At 68.6% G+C, this 22,679-nt stretch carries 25 protein-coding genes; 8 read left to right on the forward strand and 17 right to left on the reverse strand.

All coding sequences use genetic code 11. The annotated features are described in order from the left end of the window. Positions 1-218 precede the first annotated feature (218 nt). The gene (locus tag KF889_14365) at positions 219-1,175 is read left to right on the forward strand and encodes a terminase small subunit (protein MBX3500628.1); all 957 of its coding nucleotides are present in this window, start codon (positions 219-221) and stop codon (positions 1,173-1,175) included. Between the two features lie 37 nt (positions 1,176-1,212). Here KF889_14365 and KF889_14370 read toward each other — a convergent pair whose 3' ends face one another. Next, positions 1,213-1,956: an IclR family transcriptional regulator gene (locus tag KF889_14370; GenBank protein MBX3500629.1), complete on the reverse strand. Its 744-nt coding sequence runs from the start codon at positions 1,954-1,956 to the stop codon at positions 1,213-1,215. A 128-nt stretch (positions 1,957-2,084) separates the two neighbouring features. Here KF889_14370 and KF889_14375 point away from each other — a divergent pair, with 128 nt between their 5' ends. The 3 genes from KF889_14375 (at position 2,085) to KF889_14385 (ending at position 5,083) form a co-directional block, all read left to right on the forward strand. Next, the gene (locus tag KF889_14375; protein ID MBX3500630.1) at positions 2,085-3,284 is read left to right on the forward strand and encodes an amidohydrolase; all 1,200 of its coding nucleotides are present in this window, start codon (positions 2,085-2,087) and stop codon (positions 3,282-3,284) included. A gap of 183 nt (positions 3,285-3,467) precedes the next feature. Then, the gene (locus tag KF889_14380) at positions 3,468-4,649 is read left to right on the forward strand and encodes an acetyl-CoA acetyltransferase (protein ID MBX3500631.1); all 1,182 of its coding nucleotides are present in this window, start codon (positions 3,468-3,470) and stop codon (positions 4,647-4,649) included. Further along, positions 4,649-5,083: an OB-fold domain-containing protein gene (locus tag KF889_14385; GenBank protein ID MBX3500632.1), complete on the forward strand. Its 435-nt coding sequence runs from the start codon at positions 4,649-4,651 to the stop codon at positions 5,081-5,083. Before KF889_14380 ends, KF889_14385 begins: the two co-directional genes overlap by 1 nt. A gap of 70 nt (positions 5,084-5,153) precedes the next feature. On the opposite strand, the gene KF889_14390 is transcribed toward KF889_14385, so the two are convergent. Next, the gene (locus KF889_14390) at positions 5,154-6,005 is read right to left on the reverse strand and encodes a methyltransferase domain-containing protein (GenBank protein ID MBX3500633.1); all 852 of its coding nucleotides are present in this window, start codon (positions 6,003-6,005) and stop codon (positions 5,154-5,156) included. Between the two features lie 89 nt (positions 6,006-6,094). Here KF889_14390 and rfbB point away from each other — a divergent pair, with 89 nt between their 5' ends. After that, positions 6,095-7,168, forward strand: coding sequence for a dTDP-glucose 4,6-dehydratase (gene rfbB, locus KF889_14395; protein MBX3500634.1), 1,074 nt, complete (start codon positions 6,095-6,097; stop codon positions 7,166-7,168). Here rfbB and KF889_14400 read toward each other — a convergent pair. The 5 genes from KF889_14400 to KF889_14420 all read right to left on the reverse strand — a co-directional run bounded on the left by KF889_14400 (position 7,140) and on the right by KF889_14420 (position 11,542). Next, positions 7,140-8,630, reverse strand: a complete 1,491-nt coding sequence (locus KF889_14400) for a hypothetical protein (GenBank protein ID MBX3500635.1) — start codon at positions 8,628-8,630, stop codon at positions 7,140-7,142. The two genes, rfbB and KF889_14400, sit on opposite strands and share 29 nt — an antisense overlap. Before the next feature lie 84 nt (positions 8,631-8,714). Continuing rightward, positions 8,715-9,812 carry a DegT/DnrJ/EryC1/StrS family aminotransferase gene (locus KF889_14405; protein MBX3500636.1) on the reverse strand — a complete coding sequence of 366 codons (1,098 nt, stop codon included), beginning with the start codon at positions 9,810-9,812 and terminating at the stop codon, positions 8,715-8,717. Then, positions 9,809-10,219, reverse strand: a complete 411-nt coding sequence (locus tag KF889_14410; GenBank protein MBX3500637.1) for an FdtA/QdtA family cupin domain-containing protein — start codon at positions 10,217-10,219, stop codon at positions 9,809-9,811. The genes KF889_14405 and KF889_14410 overlap by 4 nt, the downstream gene beginning before the upstream one ends. Before the next feature lie 154 nt (positions 10,220-10,373). Further along, positions 10,374-11,102 carry an NTP transferase domain-containing protein gene (locus tag KF889_14415; GenBank protein MBX3500638.1) on the reverse strand — a complete coding sequence of 243 codons (729 nt, stop codon included), beginning with the start codon at positions 11,100-11,102 and terminating at the stop codon, positions 10,374-10,376. Positions 11,103-11,209: 107 nt separating this feature from the next. Continuing rightward, positions 11,210-11,542: an Atu4866 domain-containing protein gene (locus tag KF889_14420; GenBank protein MBX3500639.1), complete on the reverse strand. Its 333-nt coding sequence runs from the start codon at positions 11,540-11,542 to the stop codon at positions 11,210-11,212. A gap of 102 nt (positions 11,543-11,644) precedes the next feature. Here KF889_14420 and KF889_14425 point away from each other — a divergent pair, with 102 nt between their 5' ends. Further along, positions 11,645-12,559 (forward strand): LysR family transcriptional regulator, encoded by a 915-nt coding sequence (locus KF889_14425; protein ID MBX3500640.1) that lies wholly within the window; start codon positions 11,645-11,647, stop codon positions 12,557-12,559. On the opposite strand, the gene KF889_14430 is transcribed toward KF889_14425, so the two are convergent. From KF889_14430 to KF889_14465, 8 genes are all read right to left on the reverse strand, one after another. Continuing rightward, positions 12,560-13,474 (reverse strand): DMT family transporter, encoded by a 915-nt coding sequence (locus tag KF889_14430; GenBank protein ID MBX3500641.1) that lies wholly within the window; start codon positions 13,472-13,474, stop codon positions 12,560-12,562. Next, positions 13,471-14,385, reverse strand: a complete 915-nt coding sequence (locus KF889_14435) for a DMT family transporter (GenBank protein MBX3500642.1) — start codon at positions 14,383-14,385, stop codon at positions 13,471-13,473. The genes KF889_14430 and KF889_14435 overlap by 4 nt, the downstream gene beginning before the upstream one ends. Before the next feature lie 142 nt (positions 14,386-14,527). Next, entirely contained in the window at positions 14,528-15,379 is an 852-nt protein-coding gene (locus KF889_14440) for an alpha/beta hydrolase (GenBank protein MBX3500643.1), read from the reverse strand. Then, entirely contained in the window at positions 15,376-15,744 is a 369-nt protein-coding gene (locus KF889_14445; GenBank protein ID MBX3500644.1) for a hypothetical protein, read from the reverse strand. The genes KF889_14440 and KF889_14445 overlap by 4 nt, the downstream gene beginning before the upstream one ends. Next, a complete protein-coding gene (locus KF889_14450) occupies positions 15,744-16,847 on the reverse strand; it encodes a Zn-dependent alcohol dehydrogenase (protein ID MBX3500645.1) in 1,104 nt (367 codons plus the stop codon). The genes KF889_14445 and KF889_14450 overlap by 1 nt, the downstream gene beginning before the upstream one ends. A 161-nt stretch (positions 16,848-17,008) precedes the next feature. Next, complete coding sequence (locus KF889_14455; protein ID MBX3500646.1) at positions 17,009-17,410, reverse strand: dihydroneopterin aldolase; 402 nt, start codon at positions 17,408-17,410, stop codon at positions 17,009-17,011. Next, positions 17,407-18,195: an SDR family oxidoreductase gene (locus KF889_14460; protein MBX3500647.1), complete on the reverse strand. Its 789-nt coding sequence runs from the start codon at positions 18,193-18,195 to the stop codon at positions 17,407-17,409. Before KF889_14460 ends, KF889_14455 begins: the two co-directional genes overlap by 4 nt. Positions 18,196-18,210: 15 nt before the next feature. Beyond that, positions 18,211-18,756, reverse strand: a complete 546-nt coding sequence (locus KF889_14465; GenBank protein MBX3500648.1) for a methyltransferase domain-containing protein — start codon at positions 18,754-18,756, stop codon at positions 18,211-18,213. A gap of 229 nt (positions 18,757-18,985) precedes the next feature. Between KF889_14465 and KF889_14470 the strand changes: the two genes are divergently transcribed. Next, positions 18,986-20,104, forward strand: a complete 1,119-nt coding sequence (locus tag KF889_14470) for an NAD(P)/FAD-dependent oxidoreductase (protein MBX3500649.1) — start codon at positions 18,986-18,988, stop codon at positions 20,102-20,104. Then, positions 20,097-21,137 (forward strand): TRAP transporter substrate-binding protein DctP, encoded by a 1,041-nt coding sequence (gene dctP, locus KF889_14475; protein ID MBX3500650.1) that lies wholly within the window; start codon positions 20,097-20,099, stop codon positions 21,135-21,137. The genes KF889_14470 and dctP overlap by 8 nt, the downstream gene beginning before the upstream one ends. Before the next feature lie 3 nt (positions 21,138-21,140). Here dctP and KF889_14480 read toward each other — a convergent pair whose 3' ends face one another. After that, a complete protein-coding gene (locus tag KF889_14480; protein ID MBX3500651.1) occupies positions 21,141-21,833 on the reverse strand; it encodes a DUF2848 domain-containing protein in 693 nt (230 codons plus the stop codon). Positions 21,834-21,840: 7 nt separating this feature from the next. After that, positions 21,841-22,641 (reverse strand): putative hydro-lyase, encoded by an 801-nt coding sequence (locus KF889_14485; protein MBX3500652.1) that lies wholly within the window; start codon positions 22,639-22,641, stop codon positions 21,841-21,843. Positions 22,642-22,679: the final 38 nt, after the last annotated feature.

A 22,679-nucleotide genomic window follows, 5' to 3' on the forward strand; every position in this document is an offset into this window, starting at 1 on the left:
CGCGAAGTGCCGGGTTCCACTCGACACACCGCCTCGGCCGAGCGATTCGATGTGCAAGCGTGGGTACCTTCCCTCACCGGGGGAAGGTAAGGGATGCTGTCCTGCCGAGCACCGCTAGGAATCTAAATAATCCCTGTCCCACTTGCACCAAAGGGGCGTCGGCGACACGCGTAGGGGTTAAAATTGCTCCCGGCGGCGAGAGGCGTAGCTTCGCCGCCATGAGCACGGAAACCACACCCCCGCTTTCGCCGCGCCACGAGCGCTTCGTCCTGGAGTTCCTCAAGGACGGCAACGCCACCCAGGCCTATGTCCGCGCCGGCTATTCGCCGCGCGGCGCCCAGCCCAGCGCCTCGCGCCTGCTGCGGGACCCCAGGATCGAGGCCGCCATCGCCGCCGGCCGGGCGCGCATGGCCCAGGCGCTGGAGGTCGACGTCACCCGCCTGGCCCAGGAATACGCCAGGATCGCCTTCGCCAATGTCGTGGACTTCCTCACCGTCGAGGCCGACGGCCGGGTGCGCGTCGACCTGATGAAGGCGAGCCAGGCGCAGTGCGCCAGCATCGTCGAGCTGAAGGTCAGCAACCATGGCAAACAAGAGCAGACCGTGACCCTGAAGCTCGGCAAGCTGCAGGCGCTGAACATGCTGACGAAGCAGGTCGGCCTGCTGGTGGCCAAGCCGAAGCCGGGGCTGACGCCGGAGGATCGCGAGCGCTACGAGGAGCGCATCGCCGGCTACGAGCGCGGGCTCGACCATAGAGATGAAGAGAAACGGCGCTGGCGCCAGGAGCTCGAGGAGGTGCGCGCGGCGCTCAAGGCGGCGCACGCCACCATCGACGCCGCCAACCTGATCCGCCCCGGCCCCGGCAAGCCGCCGCCAGAGTCGCCTACGGAGACGCCGCCCGCCGAGCCGCCACCCGCCGAGTCGCCGCCTGTCGAGACGAAAGCCGAGCCGCAGCGCGCGGTGGAGCCGGGCATGCCGACGACGCCGCCGCCGGATTACACGCCCGGCCATCTCAACGGCAAGATGATCCAGCGCAGCGGGACCCGGCTCGGGCCGAATTGGGCCGACGCCCTGCGCGACATGAAACCCGGCGGCTTCGACCCGCCCGGCTGTTCCAGGCAAGCCGAGGACTCCAGCGAGGAGATCGCCGCCCACATCCGCGCGGCATTACGGTGAAGCGGCGATGACGGGTCTGGCACCGCGCCCTGCCCGATCAGCGCGAGGCGATGTATTCCCCGTTCAGCCCCAGCACGCGCGACATCTCCTCGGCGCCCTCGCGCACGGCGGCGACCAGCGTGGCGCGCTTGCGGCGGGCGCGGTCGGCTGGCGCTGCGATCATCAGCGAGGCGACGACCTTGCGCTGCGCGTCGAGCACCGGCGCGGCGAAGCCCCACAGGCCCATGAACATCTGGTCGCGCGTCTCGGCCACGCCGGCGCGGCGCACCTCGGCGATGATGTCGAGCAGCGCCGCCCTGGATGTCGTGGTCTGCGGCGTGTGCGCCGGACGCGGCGCGCGCGCGAGGTAATCGCGAACAATGGTCGGATCGCTGAAGGCCAGCACGGCGCGGCCCGAGGCGGTGCAGTAGAGCGGCCGGCGCAGGCCGATCGTTGCGGCGTAGCGCACCGCCTGCGGGCCGTCGGCGATGGCGATGTAGCGCACCTCCAGATGATCCTCGGTCGGCACTGCCAGCAGCACCGTCTCCTCGGCCTTCTTCACCACGGGCGCCAGCAACGGCGAGAGTCGTCGCTCCAGGGTGTCGCCGCCGCCGATCAGCGCGCCCAGGCGCAGCGCCGCCGGGCCCAGCCGATAGACACCGCCGGCATTCTCGACATAGGCCTCGCCCTCCAGCGCGCGCAGCATGCTGAACAGGCTGGTCTTGGGCAGGCCGAGGGAACGGCCGAGATCGGCCAGCGCCAGCCCGTCGGGCTGGGTGGCAAGCGCCTCGATCACCCGCATGGCGCGCGCGGGCGCGCGCGGCGGGCCGGCCGATATCCCTGTTGCGTCTCGGGGCATACCGTGTCCACAATTCCTCTACCGGAACAATGTTCCGATATCAGAACAGCTGTCAAGGCGGGAGGAACGCCATGAACCACATCGTCGTCAACGAGCCCAACAAGTGGCGCCTGGAAACTCCGGGCTCGGCGGGCTGGCAGCGCAGCCCGAGGCCGGGCGCGGCGAAGAAGTACTTCATGGTGTCGGCCGACTGCCACGCCAACGAGCCGGCCAATCTGTGGGCCGAGCGCATCGATGCCAGGTACCGCGAGCGCCTGCCACGGGTGATCACCGACAAGGACGGCGTGAAGTGGCGCGTCTCGGAGGGCCATCGCCCCGACCGCCTGCGCATCCACGAGATGGAGGGCGAAGACGACGCGCGCAACAAGGCCGGCGTCGACCCCACGCTGCGCATTGCCGACCATGACGGCGACGGCATCGACGTCGAGCTGCTGTTCCCCAACAAGGGCCTGTCGATGTGGGCGACGCAGGACGCGGAGTTCGCGCAGGCGCAGTGCCGGGTGTGGAATGACTGGGCGTGGGAGCAGTTCGAAGCGCACCAGGATCGCGTGGTGATCGCCGGCGCCATTGCCACCGCCGATCTCGAGGGCTCGATCGCCGAGGTGCAGCGTCTCGCCAAGCTCGGCTTCCGCTGCCTCACCCTGCCGTGCAAGCCGGTGTGGGGCCATCACGACATCGACCATCCCAACTACAACCTGCCGCATTTCGACCGGCTGTGGGCGGCAATCCAGGATGTCGACCTGCCGATCACCTATCACATCTCGACCGGCCGCGATCCGCGCGCCTCGCGCGGCAACGGTGGCGCGGTGATCAACTATGTCACCCACTCGCTGTCGCCGACCATCGAGCCGGTCGCCAACATGTGCGCATCGGGCGTTCTGGAGCGCTTCCCCAAATTGCGCTTCGCCACCATCGAGGCCGGCATCGGCTGGATCCCGTGGCTGCTCGACGCCATGGACGAGGCCTATCGCAAGCATCACTTCTGGGTGCGACCCAAGCTGCAGGGCCTGCCCAGCGACTACTACAAGGCGCACGGCTACGCCTCGTTCCAGGAGGACCCCGCCGGCCTGGCGCTGTGCGAGTCGCACGGGCTGTCGAAGAACTTCATGTGGGCCAACGACTACCCGCACCACGAGGGCACCTGGCCGCACTCCGCCGAGGCGATCGAGCGCACCATGGGCCATCTGTCGGAAGCCACCCGCGCCGACATCCTCGGGCTCAACGCCGCTCGGTTCCTGAAGCTCGAGGTGCCGGCGAAGTACAGGGCGTAATCTTTTCTTCTCCCCGCGCAGGCGGGGAGAAGGTGCCGAGCGCCAGCGAGGCGGATGAGGGGCTTCCGCAGCCTCTCGACAACGAAGGTGGTTGTCCCGCGATCGCGAAGCCCCTCATCCGCCCTTCGGGCACCTTCTCCCCGCCTGCGCGGGGAGAGGGACTCTCTGCATCAAGGAGTACCCATGACCGACCGCACGTTGCGCGGCAGGGTGGCCATCGTCGGCATCGGCGAGACGCCCTACTACAGGCACGGCAAGTCGCCCGATCCCGAGTTCGTGCTGGCGCTCAAGGCGATCCTCGCTGCGGCCAGGGACGCCGGCATCGATCCGCGCCGCATCGACGGCTTCGCGTCGTACAGCAACGACCGCAACGATCCCTCGCGGCTGGCGGCGGCGCTGGGCCTGCCCGAATTGCGCTTCTCCAACATGCAATGGGGTGGCGGCGGCGGCGGCGGGTCGGGCGCCGTGGCCAATGCGGCGGCCGCGGTCGCCGGCGGTCTGGCCGATTGCGTCGTGGTCTTCCGCGCGCTGGCGCAGGGGCAGTTCCAGCGTTTCGGTGCCGCGCCGCCGGGCGGCGTCGCGACGGGCGAAGCGGCGCTCAACGCGCCCTACGGCGTGATGTCGCCGGCGCAGCGCTACGCCATGCGTGCGATGCGCTTTCTCCATGAGAACAGGATCGGCGACGGCGCGCAGCGCGCCATCGCGCTGGCCTCGTATGCGCATGCGCAGAAGAACCCCCGCGCGGTGATGCATGGAAGACCGCTGACGGCGGAGGCCTACGACGCCTCGCGCTGGATCGTCGAGCCGTGGCGGCTGTTCGACTGCTGCCAGGAGAACGACGGCGCCGCCGCGCTGATCATCGTGCCGGCGGAGCAGGCGAAGGACTTCGCCAGGAAGCCGGCCTACCTGCTGGGTGCGGCGCTGGGCTCGGAGTACCGCAACGGCGCGCGCGGCCACAACGCGCCGCTCTACGCCACCTCGAGCTTCACCACGGTGGCGCCGCATCTCTACGCCATGGCCGGCGTGAAGCCCTCGGAGGTCGACGTGCTGCAGAGCTACGAGAACTTCACCGGCGGCGTGCTGATGAGCCTGGTCGAGCACGGCTTCTTCAAGGCCGAGGAGGCCAACGACTTCCTCGTGCCCGAGAACCTGTTGGCGCCTTCCGGCAAGCTGCCGCTCAACACCAGCGGCGGCAATCTGGCGGAGTGCTACATGCACGGCCTCGAATTGCAGGTCGAGGCCGTGCGCCAGCTGCGTGGCGAGTCGACGGCGCAGGTCAGGGACCCGGAAATCTCGATGGTGATCTCCGGCCCGATGGTGACGCCGGTGTCGAGCATGATCCTCGGTTCGGCGGAGACGCTGTGATGTCCTACCTCAAGCCCGGCCTGCCGGCTCCCGTCGCCGAGAATGACGGCCTCGATGCGCCCTACTGGGAGGGCACGCGGCGCGGCGAGCTCATGGTGCAGCGCTGCAAGGCCTGCGGCACCTGGCAATGGGGTCCGGAGTGGATCTGCCACAAGTGCCTGTCCTTCGATATGTCCTGGGTAAGGGTCGAGGGACGCGGCAGGATCTACAGCTGGGAGCGTCCCTGGCACCCGGTCCATCCGGCGCTGAAGGACCAGGGTCCCTACATCGTCGTGCTGGTCGAGCTGCCGCACGCCGGCAATATCCGCATGCTGGGCAACCTGCTCGGTGATCCGAAGCAGGCGGTACGCATCAGCGCCGAGGTCGAAGCCGTCTTCGAACCGCACGACGACGCCAAGCCGCCCTTCACCCTGGTGCAGTGGAAGTACGCTTAGTCTGTCATCCCGAGCGTAGCGAGGGATCCAGGCGAATCACCAGATCCCTCGCTGCGCTCGGGGTTGGACACTACGCCTTGCTCAGCAGCGCCGCCGATTGCAGGTGCAGGCGCTGCGACAGCCCCTCGGGCAGCGCCTGGGTGGCGCGCTCGATGGCGTCGACCAGGCCGTAGGGCAGGATCGGCGAGAGGTGGCGGGTCTTGAGATTCTCGGCCGTCAGCGGATTGTTGAAGAAGGAGAGGCGATCGACCTTCAGCCCCGCCTTCGCGGCGAGTGTCACGATCTCGTCGGGATAGAGCAGGAAGATGTGGCCGTCGGCGTCGGGCTTGAACTGCAGCGCCTCGAACTGCGAGGGATCGGGACAATCGGAGAAGCGCGGCAGGGTGTTGCGGAAGTAGCGGCCGTTGGGCGTGGTCAGCACGATCACGCCGCCGGGCTCGAGGAAGCCCGCCAGCTTGCGCAGGAAGTCGTCGGGGTGCGCCACGTGCTCGATGATCTCGGTGGCCACGACGGCGTCGAAGCGGCCGACCTGCTCGGGCGGCAGCTCGAAGAGATTGCCGGGCAGGAAGCGGATGTCGCCGCGGTCGGTCTTGAGCCTGACATAGCCCACGAGATCGTCGCGCAGGTCGTTCCACGTCACCTGGTAGCCGAGCTCGGCCAGCACGATGGAGAAATTGCCCTGCCCGGCCGCGAGGTCGAGCACGCGCCCGCCGCCGGGCTTGGCCTGCAGCACGTAGTCGACGGCGCGGGCGAAGCGGTTGCGGTAGGCGACGCGGTAGCCGCGCGCGCTCCTGCCCGGCCATACCGAATCCACATCGTGCCCGTAGGAGTATCGCCAGGAATCCGGCCAGGACGGGTCCAGGGGGGGCCGCTTGATGTGGCCGAACAGGCGTTCGTGGAAACGGCGGGGTTCACCCGTCATCAGGATCGGCCACCCAGTCGAAGGTCCACGTTGTTTTCCTAGTACCGTCTTGCGAGGATGCCAGTCTACCCCATGAAAGCTCTCCGGACATGAAGGTGATCGTCACGGGCGGGGCCGGCTTCATCGGCTCCGCGGTGGTGCGCCACATCGTGCGCCAGACTGACTGGCAGGTCGCCACCATCGACAAGCTGACCTATGCCGGCAACCTGGAGTCGCTGGCCGAGGCGCGCGAGCACAACAGGCATCGCTTCCACCGCGCCGACATCTGCGACCGCGCGGCGATGGACCGCATCCTGCAGGTGGAGCAGCCCGATGCCATCCTGCACCTCGCGGCCGAAAGCCATGTCGACCGCTCGATCGACGGCGCCGCGCCCTTCATCCAGACCAACATCGTCGGCACCTGGACCCTGCTCGAAGCCGCCACGGCCTACTGGCGCACACTGCCCGAGGAACGCCGCGCGCGCTTCCGCTTCCAGCACATCTCGACCGACGAGGTGTTCGGCTCGCTCGGACCCGAGGGCTCCTTCCGCGAGGACACGCCCTACCAGCCCAATTCACCCTATTCCGCCAGCAAGGCCGGCTCCGATCATCTCGTGCGCGCCTGGCATCACACCTACGGCCTGCCGACGCTGGCCACCAACTGCTCCAACAATTACGGCCCCTATCACTTCCCGGAAAAGCTGATCCCGCTGGTGATCATCCGCGGCCTGCGCGGCGAAACGCTGCCGGTCTACGGCAAGGGCGAGAACGTGCGCGACTGGCTGCATGTCGAGGATCACGCCGAGGCGTTGCTGGCGGTGCTGCAGAAAGGCCGCGTCGGGCAGAGCTACAACGTCGGCGGCAACGAGGAGCGGCGCAACATCGACGTCGTGCAGGGCATCTGCCGCGCGCTCGACGAGTTCCTGCCCGACTCGGGCCATCGCCCGCACGCCGGGCTGATCCGCTTCGTCGCCGACCGGCCGGGCCACGATCTGCGCTACGCCATCGACGCCGGCAAGATCGCGTCGGAACTCGGCTGGCGGCCGAGCCGGTCCTTCGACGAGGGGCTGCGCCAGACCGTGCGCTGGTTCCTCGACAACCGGGGCTGGTGGGAGCGCGTCATGAGCGGCGCCTATCGCGGCGAGCGCCTGGGCGTCAGCCGCGCGCCCGCCACCCCGAGATGACGGCACGCACCTCGTTCCAGCGCCGCGGCCCGGCGAGCACCACGGGCACGACGAGCGTGCCCAGCGCCAGCGGCACCGAGACCTGCCAGTTGGTCGCGCGGTCGTGCCAGGTCGCCACGGCGCAGATCACCACCATGACGAGGCCGCCCAGCCAGATCGCCTGGGTGCGGCTCAGCAGACGCACGCCAAGCGCCGCGCGCGCGTACCACATGCCGCCCAGCATGGTGCCGAGCTGCACCACGGCGAAGGCGATGCCGATGCCGTTCAGGCCGGTCAGCCATTCCGGCGGGTGCGGGCTGAGCGCCAGCACGACCAGCCCGGAGAAGCTGCCGTACCAGGCGATCTCGGTGATCATCATCACGCGAACCCGCGCCGCCGAGACCGCGACGTTGAAGTAGAGCACCTGGAAGACGCGGAAGTAGTTGCCGATCAGCATCCAGGTCAGCGCATCGGCCGCCGGCAGGAAGCGGCGCGAGAACAGCAGCTCGAGGATCAGGGGCTGGAACAGCAGCGCGCCGCCGATCAGCGGGATCGAGCACAGCGCCAGCATCTCGATGGCGTCGTTGACCGTGCGGCTGCGCTCCTCCTCGCTCGCGGCGCCGGCCATGGTGGGCAGCAGGTAGGTGGTCGCCGCCGACATCAGCAGGCCGACGTTCTGCAGCGCCAGCGTCCAGGCCGCCTGGAACAGGCCGTGCAGCTCCTGCCCGCCGGTCTCGACCAGCAGCGCGCGCATCGCCATGAAGCAGGTCGCCGACAGGGCACCGGCGCTCAGGCCGGCGGCGAAGAAGCGCAACTGGTGCGCCATGTCCGCGCGTTCGGGCCGGCGCGAGAAGGCCTCGAGCACCGGCGCCATCCAGCCGAGCCGGTGGACGTACCAGGTCGCCACTGCGAATTGTGCCACGATCGGCAGCAGCACGAAGCCGATGAAGGCGAGCTGATAGCCGCCCACCGCCAGTCTGGCCAGCGGCCAGGCGATGAGCGCCAAGGTCAGCGAGCCCAGCACCTGCACGATCGCCAGCCGGCCGATGGCGCGCGAGACGTTGATCAGGCCCTGCAGGGTGACGCCGACGATGGCGATGCCGACGGTGAGTGCCAGGCAGCGCACGCCCAGGACGATGTCGGGCGAGGAGTCGCGAAAGACGTGCTCGGCGATCAGCGGCGCGGTCAGCAGCAGGGTCATCGAGGCGAGCACGGCGCCGCACAGCGACAGCCAGATCGACGCCACCACACGCCGCCGCCGCGCCTCGCCCTGGACCGAGCTCAGCGCCTGGATCTGGCCGGCGCCGGCGCCGAAGATGCCGAGCCCGGTCGCCATGTCGTGCACCTGGCGATAGGTCGCCAGCAGGCCGATGCCCGTCGGCCCCAGAGTCACCGCGAAGATCTTGTTGGCGATCAGGCCGAAGAACAGCCCGGCGAGGCCGGCCCCGCCGGATGTCACCATCGCCTTGAATAGCTTCAGCACCGGACCAGGCCCCGTCGTCCCGAGCGGAGCGAAGGATTGGGAGCGCCGGCGCTCCCAGAAGAACCCGGGACGACAGTCATGCCGCTACACCGCCGCGCGGATCGCGTCGGCGACGCGGTCGATCTGCTCGACCGTGGCGTGCGGGCCGATCGGCAGGCTGAGCGTGGTCTCGGCGATGCGCTCGGCCAGCGGGAAATCGCCCTGCTTCATGCCCAGCCCGCGATAGGCCTGCTGCAGATGCGGCGGGATCGGGTAGTGGATCAGCCAGCCGATCTTGGCCCGGTCGAGCGCGTCGGTGATGCGCCTGCGATCGGCGCAGCGCACGGTGAAGAGATGCCAGATCGGCTCGGCCCATTGCGGCACGTAGGGCAGCTCGACGCCCGGGATGCCGCGCAGCCTCTCGAGGTAGCGGACGGCGAGCACGCGGCGGCGCTCGTTGAAGACGTCGAGGGTCGGCAGCTTGGCGCGCAGGATCGCCGCCTGCATCTCGTCGAGCCGGGAGTTCACGCCGGTCTCGAGGTTCACGTACTTCACCTTCGAGCCGTAGTTGCGCAGGGTGCGCAGCCGGTCGGCGAGCCGATCGTCGTCGGTGGTGACCGCGCCGGCATCGCCCATGGCGCCGAGGTTCTTGCTCGGGAAGAAGCTGAAGGCGCCGGCATCGGCGAGGCAACCGGCGCGCCGGCCCTTGTAGCGCGCGCCCTGCGCCTGGGCGACGTCCTCCAGCACCTTGATGCCGTGCCTGCGGCCGAGCTCCATCAGCGGGTCCATGTCGCTGGCCTGGCCGTACAGATGCACCGGGATGATTGCCCTGGTGCGCGGCGTGATCGCCGCGGCGACGCGCTCGGGGTCGAGGTTGGCGGTGCGGATGTCGGGCTCGACCGGCACCGGCCTGGCACCGCAGGCCGTGGCCGCGAGCCAGGTGGCGATGTAGGTGCTCGACGGCACGATCACCTCGTCACCGGGCCCGATGTCCCAGGCGCGCAGGACGAGCTCGAGCGCCTCCAGCCCGTTGCCCAGGCCGACGCAGTGCTTCACGCCGCAGAAGGCGGCGAACTCCTGCTCGAAGGCCGCGACCTCCTTGCCCAGGATATACCAGCCGGAATCCGCCACGCGCGCCATCGCAGCGTCGATCTCGGGCTTGAGCTCGAGGTAGACGGCGCGCAGGTCGAGGAACGGGATCATCGCGCCTTCACCTCGCGGCGGAACGTGTCGTAGTCACGGATGTAGTCGGCCTCGGCGTAGTTGGCCGATGCCAGGACCAGCACGACCGTTGAGGCGGCGAAATCCACCAGCTCGTGCCAGACCCAGGGCTCGACCAGCATCGCACGATCCGGCCGGTCGAGCCGCACGGTTTCGCGCGTCGTGCCGTCGTCGAGCACGAGGTCGGCGCCGCCGGCGAGCGCGACCATCGCCAGTCGCACCTCGCGATGGGCGTGATGGCCGCGCGGCTGGCCCGCCGGCACGCCATGGATCCAGAAGGCGCGCCGGATGGGGAAGTCGAGGTCGATGCCGGTCTCGATGAAGCTCACCGTGCCGCGCGGATCGGACGAGCCGCGCACGTCGATCCAACGGCAGCCGCCGACGGTCATGGCTTGCCCCCCTCTCCCCGCGCGCGGGGAGAGGGTCGGGGTGAGGGGTTCGTGCGACACGCCGCGGCCGCGGTCCTTGATTCCCAGCCCCTCACCCCAACCCTCTCCCCGCTAGCGGGGAGAGGGAGAGATGAAGGCAGGTGACTCGTGCGGCTCATCGCGCGATCTCGTTGGCGGTGTCGTACAGCAGCTTGTTGGCCTCGAGCAGCGACTCGAAGGTGCCCGCGTCGGTCCAGGCGCCGGGATAGATCTCGTACTGCAGCTGGCGGCGGGCGATGTACTCGTTGTTGACCGAGGTGATCTCGTACTCGCCGCGCGCCGAAGGCTTGATGGTGCGGATGATGTCGAAGACCTGGCCGTCGTAGAAATAGAGCCCGACCACGGCGAACGAGGTCTTGGGCCTGGCCGGCTTCTCCTCGATCTCGAGGATGTGCTGCTCGTCGAGCGCGGCCACGCCGTAGCGCTCCGGGTCGTGCACGCTCTTGATCACCACGCGCGCGCCTATGTCCTGCCTGCGGAAGGACTCGACGATGGGTGCGATCGAGTTCTGGAAGACGTTGTCGCCGAGGAAGACGCAGATCTTGCCGCCGCCGGCGAAGCCCTCGGCCAGTGACAGCGCGTTGGCGATGCCCAGCGCGCCGTCCTGCACGCGGTAGGTCAGCCCGCAACCCAGCTCGACGCCCGAGCCGAGGCAGTTCACCATCTCGCCCATGTGGTCGACGCTGGTGACCACCAGGATGTCGCTGATGCCCGCGGCCACCATGTGGCGGATCGGGTGGTAGATCATCGGCTCGCGGCCCACCGGCAGCAGGTGCTTGTTGGTGGCTTTGGTCAGCGGATAGAGCCGCGTGCCCTTGCCGCCGGCCAGAATGACGCCCTTCATGCGCTCCCCCGGGAAACCGCCGCAAGCTCACGCACCCGGCGGCCGAAAGCAACCGTGTAGCACAGGCCGGGGGGCGCAACTGCGGCGCAATCCGCCGCGCTCCGGCGTCAGCGCCGGCGGAAGATCATCCCGCCGTGATGCAGGGTATTGTGGTCGACAAAGGTGCCGTCGGCAGTGAAGCCGGTGTCGTCCCAGTAGTCGATGTGGCTGCCGGTCACCCTGTAGCGCCCCTGATAGGCGCTCTGGCGCGTACCGCGCGCTTCGTCGTAGCGGCCGTTCGGCAGCAGCTCGTGCCGGACATGGCCATCGTCGGTCACCCACATGCCGACATAGGGATGAGGTGTCGACTGGCTTTGCGCCTGGCCGGTGCCGGGAGACAGGCTGGCCGCGAGCAAAGAGCTCGCGATCAGGCCGCGCAGGATCGCCGATCTGCTGGTCATGTCGTTCAGCCTCCTCGTGTTGCGATGGGCGGTGATGTAGTGGCTGGTATTAGGATAGGCAATTTGCTCAATCCTCATCATTTTGTTAAGATTACCTAACCAATGAATCTCGACTTCGGCGGCATCGCCGTCTTCCTTGCCGTAGCCGAGGCGCGCAGCTTCCGCGCCGCCGCCGACCGGCTCGGCGTGACCCGCTCGGCCGTGAGCCAGGCGATCCGGCGCCTGGAGGACCGGCTGGGCGTCGCGCTGGTCCATCGCACGACGCGCAGCGTCAGCCTCACCGAGGCCGGCGAGCGCCTGCAACGCCGCGTCGCGCCGGCGCTGGCCGAAGTCGAGATCGCACTGGACGCGACGCGCGATCGCGAGGCGACGCCCAGTGGATTGCTGCGGCTGGCGGTGTCCTCGATCGCGGAGCGGTTTCTCTCCGGCGCGCTGCTCGCCGGCTTCACCCACGCCCATTCCGGCGTGCAGCTCGACGTCACCGTGACGGACGAGGAGTTCGACATCGTCGCCGAGGGCTACGACGCCGGCATCCGGCTGGGCGAGGTGATCGAGCAGGACATGATCGCCGTGCCGGTCTCGGGCGATCAGCGCCAGATGGTCGTGGCGGCGCCGTCATACCTGCAGCGCTTCGGTGCGCCCACGCATCCCACCGAGCTGTCGAGACATTGCTGCATCGGCTGGCGCCCGTCGCCCGAGGTCGCACCCTATCGCTGGGAGTTCGAGGAGAGCGGCCGCGCGTTCGATGTCGCGGTCGATCCCCGGATCACCACCAACGACATGTGGCTGATGATCCGCACCGCCTGTGCCGGCGGCGGCCTCACGTTCGGCATGGAGGAAACCTTCAGGCCGTACCTCGAGCGCGGCGAGCTGGTGCCGCTGCTGGAGAAGTTCTGCCCACCCTTCCCCGGCTTCTTCCTCTATTTCGCCAACCGCCGGAATCTGCCACCCAAGCTGCGCGCGCTGATCGACCATGTGCGCTATCGACCGAAGACCGCCCGTCGCCGGCGATCGTGATCAACCCCGGAACCTGCGCCACTGCATATAGGCCACGCCAGCCATCACGATCGCGCCGCCGAGAATCTGCTGGCCGGTGGGGTGGATGCCGAAGGCCATCGCGATCAGCACGGCGAAGACCGGGACGGCGTTCTGCCACAGCGAGCCGGCGGCGATGCCCAGCCGGCTCACGCCGATATTCCAGGTCACGCCACCGACGGCGGTGGCCAGGATCGCGATGGTCACCAGCATGACCACGGCCTCGGTGCCAGGCTCGGTATTGGGCGGTCCGGCGATGCCGGCCATCCGACACAGCGACCACAGGACGACGCTGCAGCCCACGGCCGACAAGGTGGAGACATAAGTCCGGCGGATCTGGGTCTCCGCTGATACGAACCATTTCTGGGCGGCCAGCGAGTAGAGCGCCCAGAAGATGACGCTGAGCGCGATCAGCGGCTCGCCGCCCTGCAGGCTCAAGCCGGCGGCGTCGGCCCGGCCCAGCACGGCAATGGTGCCGCCGATCGCGGTCAGCAACGCGGCGACCCAGAAGCCCTTGTCGAACGGCGTGCCGTTGAACGCGCGCAGGAACAGCGCCGTGTAGACCGGCGAGCCGACCATGACGGCGGCGGCGGTGATGGCGTTGGTGTAGCGCAGGCCGACATTGTAGACGAGCAGGAACAGGCTGATGCCCAGCCCGAGCATCACGAAGCGGCCGACTGAAATCGGGATGGCGAGCGCCCTGACGCCCTGCAGCGCCACGACGATCGCCGCCAGCGCCACGGTGCCGATCAAGACGCGCCAGATCTGCATCCAGTAGGGATCGAAGGTGCCGAAGAGCACCGCCGTCACCGGCACGTTGGCGCCCCAGAAGATCGACGTGATCAGGAACGCCGAGAGGCCGACCAGCGTGTCGCGCGGCGTCGGCGCGCCATTCATGCGCGCGCCCGCGCGAATTGCCGCGACTGCATGTAGACGATGCCCGACAGCACGACCACGCCACCCAGCACCTGCAGCGCCGTCGGTGGCCGGCCGATCGCCCAGGAGGTCAGCACGGTCACCACGGGCGCGGCGTTCATGTGCAGCGACGCCACGGGCAGCGACAGCCGGCTGACGCCGTAGTTCCACATCAGCACCGCGATGGCGACGCCGAAGACGCAGACCCAGATCAGGTAGCCGATGCTGAGCGGGCTGATCGTGTCAGGCAGGCCGCCGGCCAGGCCGGCGCCGTACATCGCGGCGTAGCCCGCGAACATCCACAGTCCGGCGGCGCTGGAGGTGATGGCGCTCAGGCCGATCTGGCCGCGATCGCCCAGCCATTGCTGGGCACGGATCGAGTACCACTGCCAGCAGACTTGGGCGAGGATCAGGAGCGGCTCGCCGCCTTCGAAGCCGAAGCCGCGCTCGGCGAAGCCAGGCGCGCCGATCACCACCAGCGCCGCGCCGGTGAGGCTGAGCGACAGCGCGATGACGAAGCCCGGCGCCGGCTTCGCGCGCAGCAGCAACCAGGCCATGACGGTGGCGATCACCGGCCCGGTGTTGAGCACGATCGCCGCCGTCACAGGATGCGAGTGGCGCACACCGAAGGTGAACAGCACCGAGAAGGCGCTCATGGCGAGGCCCAGCGAAGCGAGCTGGCCTACCCTCATCGGCCTCGGATTATTTCGCGGTGCCGTCGCCAGCATCCACGCCACCCACAGCACCGGCAGACCCAGCACGTAGCGCAGCGCCGAGAGCAGCCAGAGGTCCATGACCTCGGTCAGCTCCTTGAGGATCGGCGTCATCGAGCCCCAGATCAGGCAACAGCCCATCAGGCCGGCCGAGGCCAGGAGCATGGATCCACGGTTCATTGGGAGTCTTCTACCTTCCGCCGGAGGGGGAAGGTGGCGCGCAGCGCCGGAAGGGGGATGTCGATGACAAACGGCGGAGTCCGGCTTCGACATCCCCCATCCGCCCTTCGGGCACCTTCCCCCTCCGGGGGAAGGTAGGACATCACGAACGCCCCGCGATCTCCTCCAGCACCGGCAGGATGAAGCTGCGGAACAGCGGCGGGTTCTCGCTCATCGGGAAGTGGCCGAGGCCCTTCATGATGGTGATCTTCGCGCCGGGCACGGCCTTGCCGACCTCCAGCGTGTACTCGGGCTTGCATGAGTAATCGTACTCGCCGGTCAGCAGGTAGAGCGGGCACTTGCCCGTGTCGATGCGATGCAGCCGGTCCTGCAGATCGCCGTCGACCGTGTAGAAATGCAGGTCGCCGAAGAAGATGCCCGGCCCGCCCTGCATATAGTGCCACAGCGTCTCCCAGCGCTCGGCCTCCGGGCTCATCGGCGCCATCAGGCCCGACACCGCGCCCAGCGCCGCCTCGCTGTGGTCGACCTCGGGATGGTTCAGCCACGAGATATCGTAATAGGCGCTGGGTGTCGCCGACGATTGCAGGCCGATGATGGCGCGGAAGACATGCGCGTGATCGGCCGCCAGCCCCAGCACGACGCGCCCGCCGATCGAGCAGCCCATCACGACAGGCCGGTCGAGCTCCAGCGCCTTCGCCACGGCGACGATGATGTCGATGTAGAACTCGCGGGTGAGCTTGTACTGCTCGTGATGGAAGCCCTCGGGCGGCGAGGACTTGCCGTGCCATGGCAGGTCGAAGGCGATCACGCGATACTTCGACGTGATGGTCGCGTCGTTCATCAGCGCGCGATACTGGCGGCCGTCGGAGCCGGCGGTGTGCAGACAGAGCAGCGGGATACCCTGCCCCGCCTCCTCGACATAGAGCCGGTAATCGCGACCCTTGAACGGGAAGCGCAGGTAGCGGCCGACGATGGGCTCGAACTCGACGCTCATGCCGCACCTGCCTGCCCGCGCAGCGCGCCCAGCACGCCCTTCACGTACATGATGCGCGCCCAGAGCTGGCGCAGGTCGCCCTCGGCGCGCAGCTCGCCCTGGCGCATCAGGCCGAACAGGTCCTGGTAGTAAGGCGGCGGCACCGATTGCCAGAAGCGCTTCCAGCCCTCCTCGCCGCCGCGCAGCGCGAAGCTGTAGGCGGGCATGCGGAACGGTCCCTTCTCGACCCGCGCCACCTTGCCGTCGTCGATGTGCAGCAGCCATTCCTGCGCGCCGACGGCGACCAGGAAGGTCGTCTTCAGGCCGCGGCCGCGATACTGCAGCATCGCGTCGGCGTTCACGAGCTGGGGCAGGCGCTCGAGCATCAGTCGAAGACCACGACGCCGCGCGCCACCTCGCCGCCCATCATGGCACGGAAGCCCTCGTTGATCTCGTCGAGCTTGTAGGTGCGGCTGATCAGGCCGTCGATGTTGATCCGCTTGTTCATGTAGTGGTCGACCAGCACCGGGAAATCGACGTTCGGCCGCACCGAGCCGTAGAAGGTGCCGGAGATCGTCTTCTCGGTGAACACCAGGTTGAGCGGCGAGTAGGCTGCGCGCATGGTCGCGGCCGGCACGCCGACCGTCACCGCATGTCCCGCCGGCGCCAGCGAGTCGAAGGCCAGCGCCTGGGTCTTGTCGATGCTCACCGCGTCGAAGGCGTAGTCGACGCCCAGCCCACCGGTCAGCTCCTTGATGCGTTTGACCGCGTCGTCCTTCGTGCTGTTGACGGTATCCGTGGCACCGAACTTGCGCGCCATCTCCAGCTTGTTGTCGAGCAGGTCGCAGGCGATGATCTTGCGCGCACCACTGAGCATTGCGCCCTGGATGGCGTTCAAGCCCACGCCGCCGCAGCCGATCACCAGCACCGTGGAGCCGGCCTCGATCTTGGCATGGCGCGTCACCGCGCCGACGCCGGTGGCGACGCAGCAACCGACCAGCGCCGCCTGCGGCCAGGGCATGTCCTTGCGAATCGGCACCAGCATCTCCGACGGCACGACGACGTGCTCGCTGAAGGTGCCGATGCGCGCCATCTGGTTCACACCGGTCGTGCCCTGCGACAGCCGCAAGGTGCCGTCGAACAGCGCCGACGGCGGCGAGTTCAGGCGGCCGATGCACAGCACCGTGCGGCCCGCCGTGCAGTAGCGGCAGCGTCCGCAATGCGGGCGGAATGAGAAGACCACGTGGTCGCCCGGCTTCACCGAGGTCACGTCGGACGCAACCTCCTCGACGATGCCGGCGGCCTCGTGACCAGGCACGACGGGCAGCGCAGTCGGCCAGTCGCCGTTCATCACGTGCCAGTCGCTCTGGCAGACGCCGGCGGCTTTCATCTTAACCCGCGCCTCGCCGGCCTTGGGCGGCGCGAGGTCGAGCTCGACCACCTGCAACGGCTTGTTGACCTCGAACAGCACGGCGGCCCGCGTTTTCATTGCTCCCTCCAAATTGGTGGCGCGATCCTACTACCTTCCCCCGGAGGGGGAAGGTGCCCGAAGGGCGGAAGGGGGATGTCGAAGACGAACGCAGGAGTCCGTCTTCGACATCCCCCTTCCGGCGCTGCGCGTCACCTTCCCCCTCCGAGGGAAGAAACTTCTCATCGTCTCACGCGCGTGGCTTCGTAGCCTGCCGCGGCGACATCCGGATAGACGTCCGTTTTGGCACTCGAAACGCGCGCCACCAGGACCTGCGGCCGGGTCAGGCACAGGTCGAGGATGGCGTGCACCAGGGTTTCCTGCAGGTTGAAGCGCCGGCTCGCCACCAACGCCACGACGCCTTTGCGCACGAAATCGTAGTCGAGCACGTTGGCGATATCGTCGCCGAGATCGCCCTTGTGCACCTCGACCCACAGATCGATGTTGATCAGTAGCTTCTGGCGCGCGGCCTTCTCGAAATCGTGGATGCCGATATCGGCCATCACCTTCAGATCGCGCAGGAAGATGCGGCGGGTCTCGCCGTCGCGCCGCAGCAGGTTGGAGGCGTGGTCCTCGGCGCTCATGACCTGCCGGCCTTGCCTGCCTTCGGATCGAAGGCGATGTCGCGCGGGCGGCCGACGAGATGCTCGCCGCTGTCGACGATCAGCGTGTCGCCGGTGAAGGACGGCGTCGCCAGGATGAAGCGCAGGGCGCGCACCAGATCCTCGGGCTCGACGCCGACGCGCAGCGGATTGGCGGTGTGCTGCCGGCGGAAGCGCTCGTCGGTCTGGCTGCCGCTGCGCAGGGTCAGGCCGGGCGCGATGCCGGCCACGCGCAGGCGCGGCGCGAAGGCCTGGGCCAGCATCGTCGTCAGGCCCTGCAGGCCGATCTTGCTCAGCGAGTATGTGAGGAAGTCCGGATTGAGGTTCCAGAGCTTCTGGTCGAGGATGTTGACGATCACGCCGATCTCGCCGTCCGGCAGCTGCCGCGCCAGCGCCTGCGACAGCAGCAGCGGTGCGCGCAGGTTGACGGCCATGTGGCGGTCGAACAGCGCGGCGCCGGCATGCGGCGCGGCGTCCAGCGCGAACAGCGAGGCGCTGTTGACCAGGCAGCTGAGCGCCACGCGCTTGGCCCGGCACCTGTCGATCAAGGCGTCGGCCTGCTTCGCCGAGGCAAGGTCGGCACGCACCGCGCTCGCCTTGCCGCCCGCGGCGACGATATCGGCCACGGTCTGCTTCGCCTCCGCCGCCGAGGCGTTGTGGTGCACGAAGACGAACCAGCCGTCGCTCGCCAGCGCCAGCGCGAAGGCGCGGCCGATACGCTTGCCGGCGCCGGTGACGAGGGCCGCCCTCGTGGGGACGGCTTTCATCGGGCGGGAGGGCATCTACTTCCTGCAGACATAGGCGAAGGCCGGCGGCACGTTGCCCCAGACGATGCGCGTGCGCGAGACGTCGCTGAAGATGGCGTCGAATCGCCGCCGCAGGGCGCGCGCGGCCGGCAGCGGCAGGCCCTGCAGATAGGCGAAGGTGATGAACAATCCGTCCTTCACCAGGAAGCGGCTGACATGGCCGAAGGCGCGCTCCTGCACCTCCACCGGCAGCGACGCCCAGGGCAGGCCGCAGACGATGGCGTCGATCGACTCGATGCCGTGCTGGGCCAGGATCTTGTCGAGGTCCTCGACGCTGGCGGCGACGAAGGTGAGCCTGGGGAATTCCTGGCGCAGGTGATCCACGAACGCGGCGTTGAGCTCGATGCCGAGATACCTGTGCTGCGGCGTCAGGTGCGGAACGATGGCATGGGTCAGCGCGCCGGTGCCGGCGCCGAACTCGACGATCACCTTCGCCTTGGCGAAATCGATCGGCTCGACCATCGCCTCGCCCAGCGCCCGCGAGCTGGGCAGCACCGCGCCGACGGCACGCGGCGCGCCCATGATCTGTCCGACAAATAGCCGCGCCGCGCGAAACATGGGGCCATTAACTAGGCTTGGCCGCCGCGACATGCCAGAGAAAAGCGCCCAATCCCTTCCCCCGGAGGGGGAAGGTGCCCGAAGGGCGGATGGGGGATGTCGAGAACGGACACGGGAGTCCGTCTTCGACATCCCCCATCCGTCGCTACGCGCCACCTTCCCCCTCCGGGGGAAGGTACATAGAGTGCCCGCCATGGCGTACGAGACGGTTGATTGCGTGGTGGTCGGCGCGGGGGTCGTCGGCCTGGCGGTGGCGCGGGCGCTGGCGATGGCCGGGCGCGAGGTGATCGTGCTGGAGGCCCGCGAGGGCATCGGCACCGAGACCTCCTCGCGCAACAGCGAGGTGATCCACGCCGGCATCTACTATCCCAGGGGCGGCAATATCGCCCGGCTGTGCGTCGAGGGAAGGCGCCTGCTCTACCGCTATTGCGACGAGCACGGCGTGCCCTACAACAATTGCGGCAAGTTCATCGTCGCCACGACGGAGGCCGAGCGCGAGACCCTGGCTTCGATCAAGGCACGCGCCGAGGCCAATGGCGTCGAGGGCATGGAGTTCCTCAGCGCCGCCGAGGCCATGGCGATCGAGCCGCAGCTGAGCTGCACCGGCGCGCTGGTCTCGCCGACCACCGGCATCATCGACAGCCACCGCTTCATGGTGGCGTTGCAGGGCGACGCCGAGGAAGCCGGCGCGATGATCGCCTTCCACAGCCCGATGGAACGCGGCCGCGTCGTCGAGGACGGCATCGAGATCGATGTCGGCGGCGAGCAGCCGATGACCCTGCGCACGCGCCTGCTGGTGACCAGCGCCGGGCTGCACGCGCCCGACCTCGCACGCAGGATCGAGGGCGCGCTCTACAACACGCTGCCCACCGCCTACTACGCCAAGGGCAATTATTTCCGTCTGAGCGGCAAGGCGCCGTTCTCGCGCCTCATCTACCCCGTGCCGGTGCCCGGCGGGCTGGGCGTGCACATCACCGTCGATCTCGGCGGCCAGGCGCGCTTCGGCCCCGACGTCGAGTGGATCGAGGAGATCGACTACGAAGTCGATCCGGCGCGCGGCGACAAGTTCTACGCCGCCGTGCGCCGCTACTGGCCCGACCTGAAGGACGGCGCGCTGCAGCCCGACTATTCCGGCATCCGGCCCAAGATCGTGCCGCCGGGCGCGCCGGCGCAGGACTTCACCTTCCACGGCCCCGAGACTCATCGCATTCCCGGCCTGATCCACCTCTTCGGCATCGAATCGCCGGGGCTGACGGCCTCGCTCGCCATCGGCGATCACGTGCTGGCGATGACGGAGCCAAGCCATGCGTAGCATGAGGGCGCTTGCGGCTGCCATCGCACTGGTGGCCGGGGTGGCGATCGCCCAGGCGCAGGATCTGCCGAAGCTCCAGTTCAAGGTGGTGGGTTCGTTCGGCAACCTCACCAGCTGGCAGAAGATCGAGAAGCCGTTCTGGGACGCGCTGCCGAAGGAGTCGGGCGGGGCCTTCACCGCCAGCGCGCAGTCGATCACCGGGCTCGGGCTCAAAGGTAGCGAGGTCATGGGCCTGCTCAAGCAGGACCGGTACGACTTCGCGCACGGGCTACCGACCTATGTCGCCAACGATCCCTGGCTCGAGGCGGTCGACATCGCGGGCGTGGCGCGCGATCTCGATATGGCGCGCAAGATCACCACGGTATGGGCGCCGCGCCTCGATGCGCGGATGGACAGGGACTACAACGCCAAGTTCCTGAACTGGTACGCCTTTCCGACACAGATGATCCATTGCAAGACGCCGATCAAATCGCTCGCCGATCTCAAGGGGAGGAAGGTGGGTGTGCAGGACGTGTCGCAGGGTGACCTGGTCGAGGGCCTTGGCGCCATCGCCGTCACCTTGCCGTTCGGCGACGGTGTACCCGCACTGCTGCGGGGCGCAGTCGATTGCGCCATCGCCAGCACATCGGCGACCAACGAGGTGGGCTGGCACGAAGTGGTGACGCACGTCATCGACATGCCGGTCGGTTTTTCTATCGCTTACACCGCCGTCAGCAAGGCGACGTGGCGTGGCCTCAACGGCAAATCGCGCGACTTCCTCGTGGCGCAATTGACTGCATTCGAGGACAGGGCCTGGAAGGTAGTCGCCGACGAGGCCGCAATGGGCCGGGCATGTATCATGGGGGCCATTTGCCGCGACGGTAAGGCGGGCAAATTGGTAAGGGTTCTACTTTCTCCCAACGACCGTAAGGCGTGGGAGAACGTGGTTGCCGATATTGTGCTGAAGCGCTGGGCCAGGCGCTGCGGCGCCGACTGCGTCGCGGTGTGGAACGACACCGTGGGCAGGATGGCGGACGTGACGGCGGCGCCGTGAGATTCAGCTCACCAGCGGCACGACCTCGATGTCGTAGGCGTGCGTGATCCTGCGGTTCAGCACCGGATCCTCGAGCTCCATCTCGAACCGCGACGACGGGCGGATGCCGCCGATGGCGTTGAAGGTGCCGCAGGACATCGCCGTGCCCGCCGGCAGGTGCTTCGATCCGCCGGTGTATCGGGTGACCAGGTCGCGCGGCGCGCGGATGTTGCCGGCCGGGCCTTCCTGGTAGAGCACGCGCCGGCCGGCCTCGCTAATCCAGGCGCGCAGCATCGGCCGGTCCCAGTGCGCCTCGACCTCCTCGTAGCGCCAGGCCACGCGGCCGCAGATCTTGGGACAGAGCTGCTTGCTGAGCGCCACCGACCAAGCTTCGGCCTTGCGGTCGGTGTGGTCGGAGGCGACGGTCACCCACAGCCGGTCGCTGGTGCCGATCAGCATCGGCTCGACCTCGCCGGACGTGTCAGGGCCGACGACCTGGATGCGCTCGGCCTGCATCAGGCGGTCGACCGACATGCGATAGAACAGCGGCACGGTGCTGGGGCGCGGCACGCCGATCGCCTGCAGCTCCTCGATGTGATGCTCCAGCGCCGCGCTCTCGCGGCCGGTCCAGCCGGCGACCACGAGATCGGCGATCTCGGCGCGCACTTGCTCGACCGCGCCCCTGGCGTGGCCCTCGAAGACGAGCGTGACGGTCATGCCTGGATCAGAGCACCGCGAGCTGCGCGTTGAGCAGGTCGGTCACCAGCATGTAGCCCGGCGCATGCGTGATGCAGAACTCCGGCTTCACCGTGGCGATCACCGATTGCGGGGTGACGCCGCAGGCCCAGAACACCGGCAGCTCATCGTCGCGCACCTCGACCGGATCGCCGTAATCGGGCCTGGCGATGTCCTTGATGCCGATCATCTCGGGCTTGCCCAGATGCACCGGCGCGCCGTGCACCGTGGGGAAGCGCGTCGTGACCTGCACGGCGCGGATCGCGTCCGCCGGTCTGAACGGGCGCATCGACACCACCATCGGGCCGTGGAACGGGCCAGCCGGCGCGGTGGCGATGCTGGTGCGGTACATCGGCACGTTGCTGTTGCAGCTGATGTGGCGGATATCGAGGCCGTTCTCGATCAGCGCCTCCTCGAAGCTGAACGAGCAGCCGAGCGCGAAGGACACCAGATCGTCGCGCCAAACCGCGCGGATGTCGTCGACCTCGTCGACCAGCTCGCCCTTCTTCCACACGCGGTAACGCGGGATGTCGGTGCGGATGTCGAGGTCGGCGCCCAGCGCGGGCAGCCGCGGATCGCCGGGCTCCGACGCCGCCAGCAGCGGACAGGGCTTGGGGTTGAGGTGGCAGAAGCGGTGGAAGTCGGCCGCCAGCGCCGCCGGCAGGATCGCCAGGTTGGCCTGCACGTAGCCCGGCGCCATGCCCGCGGTCGGCCGGCGATGCGCACCGGCGCGGATCTTCAGGCGGGCGGCGTGGCCGGTCTCGCGGGCCGTCGCGCCCAGGGCGCTCATCGTGGTGTCCATGGCGGACCTCCGGGATACTGGGACTG

This window comes from Alphaproteobacteria bacterium (assembly GCA_019635875.1).
GTDB lineage: Bacteria > Pseudomonadota > Alphaproteobacteria > Reyranellales > Reyranellaceae > JAFAZJ01.